The organism is Enterobacter sp. 118C5 (genome assembly GCF_034107645.1).
GTDB classification, from domain to species: Bacteria; Pseudomonadota; Gammaproteobacteria; order Enterobacterales; family Enterobacteriaceae; genus Enterobacter; species Enterobacter nematophilus.
The window spans coordinates 1-14,560 of record NZ_JAWNEU010000018.1; the positions used below are offsets into that span (position 1 = coordinate 1).

Consider the following 14,560-nt stretch of genomic DNA (forward strand, 5'->3'; position numbering starts at 1 on the left):
CTATCAGACGAACCTGAAGGGGGTGGGGATCCGCATGACACAAGGCGGGAAGGTCATCTCCACCACAACGCGTTCACCGGACGCAGCCATACAAGGGCCATTAAAAATTGAATTAATCAAGACGGGCGAGATTTCCGGTGGGGTGCTGGAAAATGGCATCATTGCGGAACAGAAAACACGAGAGGCTGAGCCGGTACGGTCATTGAAACTGAGTGGGGTCAATGCTCTGGCCGCAGCCACCTGTACCGTTACGACCCCCGATGTGAATGTCAATCTTGGCTTTCATCGTCCAGGTGAATTTGCTGAGAATACGGTCACCGCATGGCAAAAGTTCGCGATAGGACTGGACTGCGTTCAGGGTACCATTGTCTCAGTGCAGTTTGACTTTAGCATAGCTCCAGGGCGCCTTGTTTCGACAATGCCTCTGGACGACGCGGGCAGCAGTTCTACCGCGCAGGGGGTGGGCGTTCAAATGTTTTTTGCTGACGACACGCGTATCTACCCAGGTGAAATCGTTCAGGATTATTTGACCTCCACCAACGGCGGCACCGAATACATTAATCTGAAGGCGCGGTATGTTCAGATCAGTACGCCAGTCACTGCCGGCAAGGCCGACGCAACCGCGACCTTTACCATGACCTACCGCTAGTTTCCTTGTTATTTATCTGATAGCTCAACGGTAGTTTTGGGCATCATGCGGCCATAATCATTAATACTTTGCCAGCTCAAAATACAACGTGAAGCCGGGTCGCACTCTGCCAACTGGCGGGTACTGAAGGGGGCGACCATGCCTGGGTCACGAACATTCAGCCCATTAACGTTAAGATTAACCAGTGTGACGTAATAGGGCGTAGGGTTGTTGACCTCAACCTTTCGAGCCACTTGTCTCCAGCGTAGCTGTTTACTGGCGTCCTGGGGCTTCCCTTGTAGACCCATCGGGCGGTAAAACAATTTCAGCAAGGAACGGGGCGCAACCTGCACACTATTGCCTGTGGCGTTTCCGGCAGGAATAGCTGCAATGCTGAGTGTAAAAAGCGTTTCCCGATCTTGCCGCAACGTCTGCGCGGTTTTCAGTATTCTCAGCGTGCCTTGTTTCTTCCCTTTTAACGCAAACAGGGGAGGGGCAATAATAAATGGCGCGGGTTGTGGTGAGGGGCGAACACCGTTCCATGTCCCACCCGAGGTAATATGGGTGTTAATTAACCAGATTTCAGCACTGCTGTTCATGACAAGTACTGTCAATGCACGGGCTTTCTCACTGTATATAAAACGTGTTCCACCAATGCTGACGCCAGCAAGGGCGGTAGTGGTATAAGCAGTCAAAAATACCGCGGCGAGAAGTTTAATCATAATTCAGGGTGAATGTCGTGGAGGCCGTTGCAGAACCAGAGCGAACCGGGCTGCCATTTGCGAGGAAGCGAGCATAGAAAGAGAGGGTGACGTTTGCCTGGTTCGTCACCAGATCGGTCGCCGCGGATGGCGAATTTAGCGGAATAAGGGTCTGATCGCTATTATAGAGGGCGAGGGCAATGCCCTGTGCGCCAGATGTATTCGTGTCCAGCCTCAGAAAATCCGGTGCAACCGTGTCCTGGATACCTGAAAAAGTAACACTTACCCGCTTCGCGGCATCCCCGCATCGTTCAAGATGAAGTGTAAAAGGTTGATAGGGCCCCCCTTCTCCGGCACGCGTAAACTGCGCTTTTGCAATATTTCCCATATCTACGGTCAGGGCGGTCGAATCTGCCGAAACAACACAGGTGTTATCTGTGATCCTGCCGGTGATATTTACCGTGCCGTCATAGGCATGCGTGGTCAGTGTAAAGAGTAGCAATGTTGCAGAGACGGATAAACCCACAGAAAAGCGTGTCACGCGATCGTCCTATTGATATTGAATATCGAAATACATCACTGCCGAGGCATTTCCGGGAGTGACGCTGTTTTGTGTGGATTTATAACGCAGATAAAACGGCAGCATGACGTCCCCGGATGTCAGAGGAACGTGACCCGACGTTACCGTATTTACTGCGATAGGTTGCTGTGTATTATCAAGTATCTCTATGGCGACGCCTGATGCCATGCCGCCCTGACCAGACGTATCCGAGAGTGCCAGTAATGATGGGTTAGTGGCATCGGACGTGCCGGAAAACACCATTTTTGCCCCAGATGCTTTCGAGCCACAGCCAGTTAAATGGATGTTGAACTGAGTGGCTGACGAGGTGGCACCGGTAGAGGTGAACGAGCTGGCGTTGAATTGGCCCATATCGACATCCATATTCTGGCTATCGCTGGCAACATCGCAGGTCCGCGACAATATCGTGCCAGTGATCTGCAAATTAGGCGAGCTGGCAAGGGCTTGTACGCTTAACCCTGTTGCTATCATGCAGGCCAGAACTGCCATGGAATAATGTTTAAGTTGCATTTTTTATCCTCAGGCGAAATCAATGTGCAGTATCGCGAGGGCCGTAAATGTCCCCTCGGCAGGAGGCAGGCCAGTGGTGCTGACAGGGTAGGCCTGCAGCGAGACGTTGGTGGTGTAAGTATCACTGTCGACCATGTCCAACGTAATCGGAATGGCGCTGCTGGTATCTGTGGGGCGTAGCGTCATGCCATCAGAAGCGATGATTTTGACGCCGACATCCGGGTTTGTGGTCTCCAGGGCATCGGGTACACTGGTGGCAGGCGTTCCGTCCACACGCAAGGTCAGATTCGCCAGCGACGCCCCATAGTTACATGACACGGGAACGTTAAAGGATTTGGCATTTACATTGCGTGGCTTCTCGCCAGCGGAGATAAAATCCGAACTGTACATTTCCCCCAGATCCAGTGAAATCACCGTTCCGGCATTGATGACGCAATTCTGGGGTACCACCACCGTACCGCTTAAGAAAATCTGTGCGACGGGCTCAGGGCTGGTGGCAGTTGTACTCTTGGTGACATAAAAATCGGCCACATGGATATTGTCAAAATCGCTGCTACCCATAACGGCTTTCTTGAAACGGAGATCGAGTTTACCTGACCCTCCGCCGTTGACCTGAGTATTTGAGCTAGCATCATTCGCCAAACCACCGCGAACATTCCTGAAGGGGACGTAGCGTGCAGCCCCCTTAATATTCAGTGCGACGGTACTGTCCAGGTACTCATTGATATAGTACCACTGGTGCCCATCATTGGTGGTCGGTGTGAGCGTGGAGTCTGCAGAGAAGTAACGATAACGGTAGCCTGTAGTCGGTTCATCGCATCGAATCTGGCTACTGACGCTCTGGCTCCAGGTGGCTGCCGACATAAAGGTCTGACCCGGCACGTTCGCGGAGGGGTCTGTAATCGTGTAAGTCCCAAAATTGGCGATGATAGGGTTAGGCGTTCCCGTACGGGAATGACAGGTATAGGTATAACCCCAGGCATTTTGCAGTGATAAGGCGACGAACAAGAGTCCGCTTGCTATGAGAGTATGTTTCAGTGCTTTCATTATCGACACTCTATGTTCAATGTATTTATTGTTTTTCCGGCCGCATCCCCAGGAAGACGGTAATGACCAGTACACGCCTGTTGGGCTCCGGCGCCCCATTTGGCAACGATATCCCCCTCAGGCGACAGTCCTGACAGATAGGCCTGGCCGGCATCGCCAACAATGCTGCTGTTTTGGTCTGTGCTAACCATTGTTCCGAAGGGAAGCGGTTTACCATTGTGGGTGAGGTTAATTAACGCGCGGGCACCCACATGAGGATTGAATTCGGCACGCACCAGCGCACCACGGGTAGGAACAACGTTGACCACGTTCTCTTCCAGCTCAACGTTAGCTGGCATATTAGTGGTATCCAGGGACATCCGGTTGCGACGATATGTCGTGGCAAAAGGCACGACGGCATAACCCCGCCAGTCCGTTTTAAGGCCCTCAACATCATCGACTTTGACATTTTTCGCCCCTGGTGCGGCGATAAGAACATTGGTGTCACCCAACGGCTGGCTGAAGGTGATACCCTCGTCATGGATGACAATTCCGCCACGCAAGCTGTAATTAAGCTGTTGGTAGTCGCCGTTATCGCTGTAGTTATATCCCACGCTGGAGCTTCCCCAGGAGGTGTCGTAGCCGATGTTCACCGCACCGTTTGCGTTGCTTTCACTGCCGGTTTGATATCCTTGCTGTACGCTATAGTTGAGATTATTGTCCTCCAGCAGCGTCCCGTTAATTCCTGCGCTGTGAGAGGCATTACCGTGTTGATCATGGCTGAAGTTATAGCTGGCGTAGGCTTCGTGATGCTGCTGGGTAATATCGTCACCTGATGAGAGCCACAAACTCAGAGGAACGGAGAAACCGAACGCAATACGCTTGTCGGCATCGCCTAATCTCGGAATTTTGTTGTAACTGTAGCTGACATTCCAGGAGATACCCTTGAGGTTTCCGCTGTAACCCGCCTGTAGCAACGTATTAGATTCATTCGTTTTCCAGTAGCTCTGACGGCTACCACTGAGATAAATTGACCCGTACTGACCTAATTGTTGCGACACGTTAACCTGGAACTTTGCACGCTTATTGTTTTTTAAATTGTAATAGTCGACATACGGCGACGCGTCGTTATTATCTGTATTACTTTCATCCTCGATAAACCCGAACATCTTTTTCCAGGTCGTTTCTTCGAGGGTATAAAAACCTTCTGTCGAATAGCGATAACCCAGTAACTGGAAGTTTGTACCCAGTTCATTCAGGGACTTCGCATATAAAAAACGAAGAGAAGCACCGCTGTGGTCGCTTCCGTCGATAAGCCTACTTTTGGCCTGTGTCACGTCAGCTGAAATGGCGCCAAATTGGCCGACATTGATTCCAAGACCTAATGCGAACGCCTTGTACTGGCTGGCAAGCTGTGTTCCACCATAGGCTGTCACACCGGCGGGTAAACCGTAGATTAACGTAGATTGCACAAACCCAACGCTGTCTTGCCGATCGTTATTACTGCGGTAATCCCCGGCGGTCAGAGCATATTTTATGTGACCTTCTCGCTGTAAAACCGGCACACTGGAATAAGGCACGCTGTAAACGTTCACGCTTCCATCAGCTTCTTTTACCTGCACGACAAGATCGCCACTTGACGAAGTGGGGAAGAGGTCATTAATTTCGAAAGCACCGGGCGGAACGTAAGTCTGATAAAGGGTATAACCGTTCTGTTTAATGGTGACCTGTGCGTGACTTTTGGCAATACCTCTCACAACCGGCGCAAAACCGCGCAGGCTATCGGGCAGCATAGTATCGTCGGACGCTAGCTGGACGCCCCTGAAACCAATGCTGTCGAACACATCTGATGGGGTCGTGCTGTCGCCGATCACCAGTTCACTACGCAATGGAATGATCGCGCGCTCCAGATAGGTATTAATATGGTTCCAGTGGTTTTCACCAGACGACCCGTCGCTGTAGTTCCAGGTAGCGTAATCCCGCAGACGCCAGGGGCCATAGTTAAATCCGCTATTTAGCCCCAGGAAATAATTTCGGTTTGACTCGTCATCATGCGTATCCGATCCCGAGAACGTGTAATTAAACATCAGTGCTGTAATGCCTTCATCCCAGCGAGAGGGAGGAATATAGCCACGGGCGGTATTCAGCATGGCAACCTGGGGAACGGTAATGTTCAGGCGTTGTTGGTCGAAGGCAAATTCCGTGTGAGCACCAGGGATAACCCGGGCTATATCGATGGTTGCGTCCGGATTCGATGCAGTAAGCTCAGGGATCGCGGTGACATTCAATCCCATCGATTTAACCATTTTCAGGGGAAGTTGAGGCCGAAGACCGGTATCGTCCAGTGAGGATTGATCGGTGGTATCCACTACAAAGGTAACATCTTGCGAGGACTGAAAAATATCATTTACCCATATGTCCACGCGATATTGACCGGGAGCCTGATTACCATTTTGAAATCGGGAAAGGTCGGCTACGGCATCAGGGTCGGCAGAGAGAAATGCCGGGTTGAAAATATTTTCTGCGTAGCAATTGATGGTGGCAAGCGATATAAAAAACGCAAGTGTAGTTTTTTTATAATGTTTATTAACCATCGTCGACAAGTTTCCTTTTAACGTGTATGGCAAAGCGGAACACCTGTCAGGTGCGACAGTGCTGAAGCGGTGTATTCGCACCGAAATCATTAAGGGTGCTGAATTTGACGGCGCCCTGGCCTGCCACTGTTAATGAGGATTTTGGGGCAACCATATTATTCGCCATTTTTTTTCCGCCGATGCTGAGCTGTACTAACGTCACGTAATAAGGGGAAGGGTTATTGAACACTGTTTTCGCGGACTCGACATGGCAGGTTATTGTTGCAGGAGCATCGACAGAACGTGACGGTAAACCTTCCGGACGCATGAACAATTTGATGACACTTTGTGTAGCAATCTGCAGGGTATTACCCTTAAGCGATTCTTTCGGGACTGAAGGTATGGCTTTGCTATTGATATAAAAAACGGATTCCCGATCCTGAGGCAGCATTGGACCAGTGTAAATAATACGTAACTTATTCTCTTTTTTAGGCTTAAGGACAAATAATGGCGGAGTGACGATAAAGTTAGCCGCCTTTGAACCATCTGCGCGTGAAATCCAGGTTTGTACAAGAAAACTCATGTTTTCTGACGTATTATTTAACGGTAATGAAATTTGCTTTTCATTTTCGCTATAGATTACTCGCGTCGCGCCGAGTGCAATTCCACCCGCATGAGCAGCACTGATACCTGCGATGTTAAGCAGGCTTGCCGTGATGGCTATTTTGAACATTTTCATATGGATATACATCTTCAGAGAAAAAGCCCCGCCAACGGGGCTTACCATTTACTCAGGAATAGGTCGTGGTGAAGGTGGCAACAGCGGCTACGCCACCTGCGGTAGCAGCACCGGCAGTGGCAACATAGTCCACACTAAATGGCAGGATGTTTTCGCCGGTAGTCATGGTGGTAGCATTACCTGTCGTGCCCAGGGTCATGGCATTACCATCCTGACCGTACAGCTGCAGAGCAACGTTTGTGGCTGCACCGGCACCGGCGGTGTTGGCTAAGGCTCCAACTGTGTTCGCGTCTGACTGACCGTTAAAAGTCACAGCAACGTTTGACCATGCGGTGGTATCACAATCTTCCAGCGTGATGTTGAAGGATTTCGCCTGACCCGCGGCCTGGCCGGCAGTTTGCAGGCGAGAAGCACGAACCTGATCCAATGTTACGGTCTGGTTCAGGCTGTCAGCAGAGACGGCGCATGCGCCATCGACAACCTGGCCTGTGAAGTTAATAGTACCGCCTGATAAGGTCGTTTCTGCTGCGTGCACTACGCCAGAAGAAATTGCTGCCGTTACAACGAAAGCCAGGGTCGTTTTAATTAATTTCATAGTTTTCCTTATTTTTCCTTTTATCCTAATAAATTAGGGTGGTTAAGTTGAAATATTGACAATTCTTTGTGGCAGTTACTGGTAAATAAATGTCACTTTTTATCGCTCTTCTTTCAGAGGTTTGATTGTTGCTGCGTGTTTGTCTGCTATTATCCCTTTTTTGACGTCACTCCTTGTTTGTCTGAAATATAACTTACATGATTTGTATGGTTATACCAAGAAGACTGCTTGTTGATAGTGTTGATATATAAATTTAAAAAAATAGAAATTTTGAATTTTAATGGGGTTGGCACGAAATAGCATATTGGCCTCCTTCCACTTTGCACTACTTTCCCTTGCCATATCCATGATCGTCGCTCGCTGGCGAAGGTCTTTCGACACCCCGAAATCATGGCGATTTCTTTACAACGTATTCTTCCCTGGCCGAGTCCGGTTCGGCTGCCCGTCTGAAAAAATACTCTGATTCTTGAACTGCTTCGCACACGTATGACTGATTTTTCACGGTAACTCGCGAGGTATATAAAAATGTCTATACTGATGCTGTATCCCATTTCGTTGCAGGCATTCATCCTGATGCAGGTTCACTTTTTGTAGCCTGAGCCGGGTAAATGAAAGCGGTAAGCGTATTAAGGAGCCGGTAAGGAACTATGAAACTTCCAGAAAAAAAGAAAACGCTCGCCGTCGTCATCTTCTCTGTCTTAGCAGTCTATTTCGTACAAAAAATACATACGCGGCATCAGGATAATAATGCGTTGGCTTATGTTGATGTGCAGCGTGTCCTCATGGAGTCCACTATTTTGACGCAGGAAAAGGCTCAGCGTGAGGTTATCAAGAAACGTCTTGAGAATGATATGAAGAACCTTGAAAATGCTTACGCCAATATGCCCGAACCGCTCCGGCGTGAGAACCGTTTTGTTGATATGACAAACTTAAATAACCAGTTCAGAAATGAGACTAATCATCTCCGAATGAAAAGTATGTCGGTCATTAATGAAGCCATTGAAAATTACAGGCTCAAAAATAAATTATCTCTTGTGGTATATAATCAAAACATAACTGAAAATAATAAATACCGCGATATAAGTCCGATGATCATCCGGGAAGTTAATAAATCGAAAATTAACTACGACCCGCAACACACGGCACTGCAAAATTAATATATTTAAACTGCTTGTTTATGGTGCCAATGATATCACCGGCACGGTCGCCAGGAGGAGGTGAATAGCATAATGGATATCGTGGCGGAGTATGATACCACCGGTAATTTCTTCTGGCCCAGCCAGGGGATCTCTCTTAGCGGTGAATACCAGTTTTATGGTCACTACCTCGGGGGTGATTATCGCTACGATTTAATGACGCAGGGAGAGGATGTCAGCACGGTACAGACTCAAATTGCCTGGCAAGCAACACCGCAGTGGGTGATTCAGGGGTTCGTCGGCGCAGGGAGCGCAGCAGACCGCGCCAGTGATATCTATAGAACGGCGGAAGTCGCCTGGGAAATCGGGTTTCGCTATGTGATTGCCAAAGAATATGGTTTGCATTCGGGGATAGATATTGCCTTCAGCGACCATAAACAGGCGGTGTATTTCAACGTGGGCTCCGGGCTGTAAGCGGACAATGATACCCGGAATCTTCATGTTACTCAGGTTTCGGCATGGCTCTGGAGCGATCCTCCAGAGCCTTCACAATAACGTTAACGTCAGGGGCGTTTAGCGGTTTTCTTCAATATAGCGAGCCAGATCCGCCGGGGTTTTTAGCACAGTCGCCACGTCGGTAGGCGGGATCATACAGCCGTAAACGTCCTGCACCTCCAGCACCATGTCGACTGCCAGAATGGAGTCGAGAATGTCGGATTCAATCAGCTCATCGTGAAAGCCCACCTTGCGGGATAACACTTTTTCAAACAGGGCGAGAATATCGTGTTCCATCATTTTTCCTGGGATAATTAATGTGTGCGGGCGTAAGCGTCCAGCAGCTTGCGGTCAATTTTGCCGTTAGGATTCAGCGGCAAAGCGTCTTTTACGATAATTTGTGAAGGCACCATGTAGTGGGGCACCACGTTTGCCAGCGAGGTTTTGATGGCATCCGGCGCCAGCTCCGTCACGCAGAACGCGGCGATGCGCAGCACGCTGCCGCACGGTTTCATCAGCGGCATCACCACCGCTTCGCTGATGCCGGACATGGCCAGCAGGCGGTTTTCAATCTCGTTGATCTCGATGCGGTAGCCATTCAGCTTGACCTGGCTGTCGTTGCGGCCCTGGCAGTAGATAAGCCCGTCTTCATAACCCAGATCGCCGGTCCGGTAGCCGCGAAACGCTTCATTTTCCCGACGCAGCAGTTTTGCCGCGTTCTCCTGCGGCAGGCCGAGATAGCCGCGCATGACGTTTTTACCCCAGATAATCAGCTCGCCCTCGGCGGAAATTTCCATTCGGCTGTCCGGCATCATCACGCCCACCGGCAGCACCGCGCTGTCGCTGTTCAGGATCTCATCCGTGATCTCAACCACGGTTGTCGCGATGGTCGCTTCCGTTGGGCCATAGGAGTTGATGATTTTGGCCTGCGGGAAGCGGCGGCGGAGCTGCTTAACCAGCGCTTTATTGAGCACTTCGCCAATGAAGATAAAGACGTTGAGTGCAGGCAAGTACTCGCTGTTAAACTGCGGGGAAAGCAGCTGCTGGTAGGCAAAAGAGGGGGTGGAAACCCAGGCGGAGACCGTGTTCTTTTGCAGTCGCTCGAGCCAGTTCGCTTTCTGAATATCCTCTTTAGCGTTCAGCACGATGTGTCCCCCCATCGCCAGGTTCGCCAGCAGCGGGATCAGGGAGAGGTCAAAGCTGAACACCGCGTGGTTCATCAGCACCGGCTTTTCCGGCAGCGAAAAGTCCCGGCTGACCCACTTCATGAAGTGCCACACGCTTTCACGTCCAATCTGCACGCCTTTCGGTTTTCCGGTGCTGCCTGAGGTAAACATGATATAGGCCAGATCCTGCTCCTCCAGCACCTTGCCCGCCTCGCCGGTGGCGATGAACTGCCGCGTCGCCACGTCGTAGTAGTAAGGGGCACTGGCAAGGTTGCAGATCTCGCGAAGCCGCTCCTGCGGGTAGATGCAGTCCACCGGGATGTACGGAATGTTGTGCAGCAGGCAGCTATAGATTGCCACGGCGAACTCGGCCTGCTGATGGCCGTACAGCACGACTGGCGTACCGTCTGCGGGCTGGCAGCGTCCATAGCGCTCTGCCCAGTCCGTAACCGCAGAGGAAAGCTGCTGCCAGCTTAGGGTTTCGTCGCTGCCGTTGATGGCCAGCTGCTGCGGGGAGGCGGGATCGCGCAGTGCAGCACGTAAGAAATCCTGCAGTTCCTGCGGATCGGTATGATTTTTCATAGAGGTGACATTCCACTGAAGATGTAAAGGGATCCTGCGGCGCTTCCCAGCGTCAGAATTCGCCCTAAAAACGCAACGGCCGGATACTGCAATCCGCGGTGTAACGTTGGGCTACGTTTGGCTGACCACAGCAGCATGTTGTGCGCGACGGAAATCGCGCCAAACAGCGCGCCGCTGATGACGTAATGGCGTTCCAGGCCATTCCACGCCCCCATGCAGAACAGGGTGCAAAAAATGCCGATATTTTGCGCCAGCGTTTTGTTCTGGCGGAAAAAGTTAAACTTCATCAGGTTCATATAGACGGGCATAAAGACCACGTCGCGCAGCCATTCGGACAGGCTGATGTGGAAGCGGCGCCAGAAATCCTGAGGGTTCTTCGCAAGAAGCGGCATATTGAAGTTTGCCGGAATATTCAGCCCAAACAGGCGACCCGCGCCGATGGCCATATTGCTGTAGCCCGCAAAATCAAAGTAGAGGTAGGCGCTGTAGGCAATCGACATCACTACGCCCACGGTCAGGTTAAACGGCTTATGGCTCCAGGGCTGCACGACGAGCGAATCGATCAGCATGGCAAACAGGAACTTCTGGATGATGCCGGTAATAATTTGCTCCAGCGCCGTTAAAAACTGTTCGCGATTAAGGACAAATGCCGGCTTATTTACATCGCTCATCCACGTCCGCCAGCGGTACATCGGGCCGGCCAGAATAATAAAGGGCATAAAGAGATAGCAGAAATAGTGCAGGAAATTCTGGCCCTCTTTTTTAATGCGATAGAGCAGCACGTCCACCGCGCGGAACGTCATAAAAGAGAGACCGAGCATGCCGAGATGATGATTAAGGTGTAATTTCACCAAAAACAGGGGCACCAGCGTTAAAACGATCGCCTGCCAGGTTTTTAACCATCCTTTTTCTTTTAGCGTAGCGAAGAGATAAAAACAGCAAAAGACGGCCAGGGGGATAATGTAATCACCCTGAAAAATATAGCCCCAGCCTAATGCAGCAAGGACGGATAAGGCCGATAAATAAGTCAGACGATGACGTAATACGCGATTGACCAGCGTAAACGCCAGCGCGGATGAAAATAAACAGACAAAAAACATTCCTGAGCTGTACATCATTTCGCCTCAGAATTTTTGATATTCAAAATGCAGCTGCATACTCATGCTGTCATCGACAGCGGTCCATGCGACGATGGTGATCGCCAGCAGTAAATAAAGGCAAAAAAGACGGATCGCGATTTTCATTATTTAAAACTCTGTGCAATAAAGCGAAGCATTGGCACCCAGGCCAGTTCGGTAGGGTGCAGACGATCCCAGTTCCAGCCATTTTGATACGGCATGGCGTACATATCTAAATACGGGATCTGGTTCTCTTTCAGAATGGTTTGAATCTGCTTATCGAACGGGCGGAAGGTGTCGGTATTGTAAAGCGCCCAGGGGTTAACCGGGTCGACGATCGCAATCACCTGCACGTGATGCGCTTTCAAAAGCTGAACGGTTTTCCTGAACGCGGCGAACTGCCCCGGCACCACCGGCGTGTCATCCCACTGCTGCGGCTTTTCGTCCTCGTCGTAAATCGTTTTGTCCATCCACAGCGTGGCCGCGCTCTGATGGCGTTTTTTATTCAACTCCCGGGCATTCGCCAGCGCTTTATCCCAGTCAGGGGAAAGACGGGCGACTGGCTGCTGAGGCCAGGGCTGCGCCGGCTGTGGCGTGATGTTGAGCAGCGACAGCCAGTCGTTTTTAATCAGGGTGCAGAAGTTTGCAAACTGAAAACTCAGCTCGTCCCACATCAGCGCCGGATGCCAGCCATAGACACCCATTTGCCCGAAGGTTAAATGGCTTATCTCTTTCGCATCAATATGCTTCAGGTAATTAACCAGTAACGGGCGCGCCTGCGGATCTTTCATCAGGGGGTTAAAAATGGAGCCCGGAAAATTATCCGCATAAATAGCGGGCGGCAGGCCTTTTGAGTAAAAGGCGTCGGGTGCCAGCAGCAAAACGACTTTACTGTTTGCGTTAAGGCTATTTTTAAAACGCGAGAGAAGTAAAAATTGCGTTTCGTCATCGACAAACGCATCGCCATAGGCCACGACGGGCTGGTGCAATTGCTTATTAAAATAATTATATACCGCGTAATGCTCATCTTCTGAGGTAGCAACCTCAGACGCGCCGAGGAAGAAAATAGCGTTCCCTTCTAAGGCATGGGAAATAGTGGCTATTTTTTCCGCCTGTTCTTTTGTCGTCCCCGCCATAGATTTGATCAGCGGCTGGAATTTAAGCGGCGGATCAAAGCTTGTCACCAGCGGGTGAAAGCTCAGGACTAAAATGGCCAAAGCGGCCATCAGGATATGTAAGCAAAACGTATTTTTGATTTTCATCATCAACCAGTAAGGCGTTATGACAGTAATGCGTTTAAACCCGCGTTACCCGGATTTATTACCATTACGAAACACATGGCCGTCTATTTTTTTGGGCATTCTATACCACAGTGATTTAAAAGGATGAGCGTTGCTGTGTAACGGTATGTACAAGGGGGAAGGCGCGAGGGCAGGAAAGCGTCCGGGCGACTTTTTGCGCAGTCAAACGCCGGCAGGCAAAAAACGAAAAATTCCTGCTTTACAAGGCGCTAATAGATGTTTATAGTGCGCCTCACTTTGGAAGCGTGGCCGAGCGGTTGAAGGCACCGGTCTTGAAAACCGGCGACCCGAAAGGGTTCTAGAGTTCGAATCTCTACGCTTCCGCCAAATTTGAAACCCAGGTCGTTATGCGACCTGGGTTTTTTTATGCGCAGAAAACCCCTTTCGATCTGTTAATGACGTTCAAATACGGGAACAGGACGTTCTGGCGCTGAGGTGACTTCGTCGATACTTCAGCGGCGTCTGACGCATCATCTTTTTAAAGCAGGTAATGTAATAGGTTACCTCACTAAACCCGACGGCCAGGGCGATGGCGTCAATAGGCTCATCGCTGTACCGTAACAGCTCGCAGCTGCTTTTTATTCGCCGGGTCAGCAAATATTCGTGGATGGTACCGCCGGTCTGCTGGCGGAAAATTCGTGAGGTATAGCTGCGCGAAAGCCCCATGTCGTGGGCCAGCTGGTCGAGCGAAAACTTGCTGGCATAGTGGGCTTCGACCCAGCTCATAATTCGCGAGGCGACGGTCTGCTGGCGCGGCGGGTAGGGCTGCGGCTGCTCGGGCAGAAACGTCATGAGCTGCATCACCAGAAATGCCACCTCACAGGCCTCGGTCTGTTCGTAGCCCTCCAGGCGCTGAAACTGTTCAAGGATCCTCTCGATAAACGCCGCATGTTCGCTGAGATCGTAAATCTGTGCTGGCAGATTGCTGGCGGCCAGCGCGGCGAACCGGGCCTGATGGCGAGGGAAGGCGCCGAGTGCACTTTCGACGACCGATTGCTCAATGTGCATGGTAGTGCGGTGGTAGGGATTCTTATCGCTATGATCGACCTGCACTTTGTGCAAACGGAAGGGCGGGAAGATAAATAATCGCCCCGGACGGGCGGTGTAGTGCTGATTATCCACCACCACGATGCCGTAGCCGCTGGAAATATAGAGCAATTCAACGCACTGATGCCAGTGGTAGTAAATCGCGCTGGTGGTGTACATGCGGTTAAAAGAAATGGCCTGCCGATCGAGCGTTATGCGTTCCAGCAGTTGCGTTTCACCCATTTTGCCTCCAGGACAACAGATTTAAATTTTTAGGCCATCGTTTGTAATTTATCCCCCTCCCGATCGACAAAATCCAGCAAAAATGAAATAGCGGTTTAATTTTGTGAGTCTGCTCACTCAGCGCCGGGAATAAAAGCAGTT

Annotated in this window: 15 protein-coding genes and 1 tRNA gene; 4 read left to right on the forward strand and 12 right to left on the reverse strand. The window is 50.6% G+C overall.

Features of this window, described 5'->3' with window-relative positions; genetic code table 11:
- Nucleotides 1-649 (forward strand): fimbrial protein (locus tag UTO39_RS20240; RefSeq protein WP_320727918.1); only part of this gene is annotated, 649 nt, incomplete at its 5' end.
- 8 nt (nucleotides 650-657) lie between these two features.
- Here UTO39_RS20240 and UTO39_RS20245 read toward each other — a convergent pair.
- The 7 genes from UTO39_RS20245 to UTO39_RS20275 are packed head-to-tail and all read right to left on the reverse strand — an operon-like array spanning nucleotide 658 to nucleotide 7,352.
- Entirely contained in the window at nucleotides 658-1,350 is a 693-nt protein-coding gene (locus UTO39_RS20245) for a fimbria/pilus periplasmic chaperone (RefSeq protein ID WP_320727919.1), read from the reverse strand.
- Nucleotides 1,343-1,870 (reverse strand): fimbrial protein, encoded by a 528-nt coding sequence (locus UTO39_RS20250; protein WP_320727920.1) that lies wholly within the window; start codon nucleotides 1,868-1,870, stop codon nucleotides 1,343-1,345. Before UTO39_RS20250 ends, UTO39_RS20245 begins: the two co-directional genes overlap by 8 nt.
- 9 nt (nucleotides 1,871-1,879) lie before the next feature.
- Nucleotides 1,880-2,419, reverse strand: coding sequence for a fimbrial protein (locus tag UTO39_RS20255; RefSeq protein WP_320727921.1), 540 nt, complete (start codon nucleotides 2,417-2,419; stop codon nucleotides 1,880-1,882).
- 9 nt (nucleotides 2,420-2,428) lie between these two features.
- Nucleotides 2,429-3,466, reverse strand: a complete 1,038-nt coding sequence (locus tag UTO39_RS20260; RefSeq protein ID WP_320727922.1) for a fimbrial protein — start codon at nucleotides 3,464-3,466, stop codon at nucleotides 2,429-2,431.
- Nucleotides 3,466-6,039 (reverse strand): fimbrial biogenesis usher protein, encoded by a 2,574-nt coding sequence (locus tag UTO39_RS20265; protein ID WP_320727923.1) that lies wholly within the window; start codon nucleotides 6,037-6,039, stop codon nucleotides 3,466-3,468. The genes UTO39_RS20260 and UTO39_RS20265 overlap by 1 nt, the downstream gene beginning before the upstream one ends.
- Before the next feature lie 46 nt (nucleotides 6,040-6,085).
- Complete coding sequence (locus tag UTO39_RS20270; protein ID WP_277614548.1) at nucleotides 6,086-6,757, reverse strand: fimbria/pilus periplasmic chaperone; 672 nt, start codon at nucleotides 6,755-6,757, stop codon at nucleotides 6,086-6,088.
- A 52-nt stretch (nucleotides 6,758-6,809) separates the two neighbouring features.
- On the reverse strand, nucleotides 6,810-7,352 hold the full coding sequence (locus UTO39_RS20275) for a fimbrial protein (RefSeq protein ID WP_266178358.1): 543 nt from the start codon (nucleotides 7,350-7,352) through the stop codon (nucleotides 6,810-6,812).
- Nucleotides 7,353-7,999: 647 nt separating this feature from the next.
- Here UTO39_RS20275 and UTO39_RS20280 point away from each other — a divergent pair.
- On the forward strand, nucleotides 8,000-8,509 hold the full coding sequence (locus UTO39_RS20280; RefSeq protein ID WP_320727924.1) for a hypothetical protein: 510 nt from the start codon (nucleotides 8,000-8,002) through the stop codon (nucleotides 8,507-8,509).
- 60 nt (nucleotides 8,510-8,569) lie between these two features.
- Nucleotides 8,570-8,962 carry a hypothetical protein gene (locus tag UTO39_RS20285; protein WP_266178356.1) on the forward strand — a complete coding sequence of 131 codons (393 nt, stop codon included), beginning with the start codon at nucleotides 8,570-8,572 and terminating at the stop codon, nucleotides 8,960-8,962.
- A gap of 99 nt (nucleotides 8,963-9,061) precedes the next feature.
- Here the strand turns inward: UTO39_RS20285 and UTO39_RS20290 are convergent, their stop codons facing one another.
- From UTO39_RS20290 to UTO39_RS20305, 4 genes are all read right to left on the reverse strand, one after another.
- Nucleotides 9,062-9,280 (reverse strand): acyl carrier protein, encoded by a 219-nt coding sequence (locus UTO39_RS20290; protein WP_028012621.1) that lies wholly within the window; start codon nucleotides 9,278-9,280, stop codon nucleotides 9,062-9,064.
- Between the two features lie 17 nt (nucleotides 9,281-9,297).
- Entirely contained in the window at nucleotides 9,298-10,731 is a 1,434-nt protein-coding gene (locus UTO39_RS20295; RefSeq protein ID WP_320727925.1) for an AMP-binding protein, read from the reverse strand.
- The gene (locus UTO39_RS20300; RefSeq protein WP_320727959.1) at nucleotides 10,728-11,846 is read right to left on the reverse strand and encodes an MBOAT family O-acyltransferase; all 1,119 of its coding nucleotides are present in this window, start codon (nucleotides 11,844-11,846) and stop codon (nucleotides 10,728-10,730) included. Before UTO39_RS20300 ends, UTO39_RS20295 begins: the two co-directional genes overlap by 4 nt.
- Before the next feature lie 128 nt (nucleotides 11,847-11,974).
- Nucleotides 11,975-13,111 carry a D-alanyl-lipoteichoic acid biosynthesis protein DltD gene (locus UTO39_RS20305; RefSeq protein WP_320727960.1) on the reverse strand — a complete coding sequence of 379 codons (1,137 nt, stop codon included), beginning with the start codon at nucleotides 13,109-13,111 and terminating at the stop codon, nucleotides 11,975-11,977.
- 278 nt (nucleotides 13,112-13,389) lie between these two features.
- Between UTO39_RS20305 and UTO39_RS20310 the strand changes: the two genes are divergently transcribed.
- Nucleotides 13,390-13,477 (forward strand) — tRNA-Ser (locus UTO39_RS20310).
- 75 nt (nucleotides 13,478-13,552) lie between these two features.
- Here the strand turns inward: UTO39_RS20310 and UTO39_RS20315 are convergent.
- A complete protein-coding gene (locus tag UTO39_RS20315; protein ID WP_320727926.1) occupies nucleotides 13,553-14,419 on the reverse strand; it encodes an AraC family transcriptional regulator in 867 nt (288 codons plus the stop codon).
- Nucleotides 14,420-14,560 lie beyond the last annotated feature (141 nt).

Coding starts and splice junctions, on each gene's coding strand:
- UTO39_RS20245 (WP_320727919.1), bottom strand. CDS start 1,350: ATGATTAAACTTCTCGCCGCGGTATTTTTGACTGCTTATACCACTACC.
- UTO39_RS20255 (WP_320727921.1), bottom strand. CDS start 2,419: ATGCAACTTAAACATTATTCCATGGCAGTTCTGGCCTGCATGATAGCA.
- UTO39_RS20260 (WP_320727922.1), bottom strand. CDS start 3,466: ATGAAAGCACTGAAACATACTCTCATAGCAAGCGGACTCTTGTTCGTC.
- UTO39_RS20265 (WP_320727923.1), bottom strand. CDS start 6,039: ATGGTTAATAAACATTATAAAAAAACTACACTTGCGTTTTTTATATCG.
- UTO39_RS20270 (WP_277614548.1), bottom strand. CDS start 6,757: ATGAAAATGTTCAAAATAGCCATCACGGCAAGCCTGCTTAACATCGCA.
- UTO39_RS20275 (WP_266178358.1), bottom strand. CDS start 7,352: ATGAAATTAATTAAAACGACCCTGGCTTTCGTTGTAACGGCAGCAATT.
- UTO39_RS20280 (WP_320727924.1), top strand. CDS start 8,000: ATGAAACTTCCAGAAAAAAAGAAAACGCTCGCCGTCGTCATCTTCTCT.
- UTO39_RS20290 (WP_028012621.1), bottom strand. CDS start 9,280: ATGGAACACGATATTCTCGCCCTGTTTGAAAAAGTGTTATCCCGCAAG.
- UTO39_RS20295 (WP_320727925.1), bottom strand. CDS start 10,731: ATGAAAAATCATACCGATCCGCAGGAACTGCAGGATTTCTTACGTGCT.
- UTO39_RS20300 (WP_320727959.1), bottom strand. CDS start 11,846: ATGTACAGCTCAGGAATGTTTTTTGTCTGTTTATTTTCATCCGCGCTG.
- UTO39_RS20305 (WP_320727960.1), bottom strand. CDS start 13,111: ATGAAAATCAAAAATACGTTTTGCTTACATATCCTGATGGCCGCTTTG.
- UTO39_RS20315 (WP_320727926.1), bottom strand. CDS start 14,419: ATGGGTGAAACGCAACTGCTGGAACGCATAACGCTCGATCGGCAGGCC.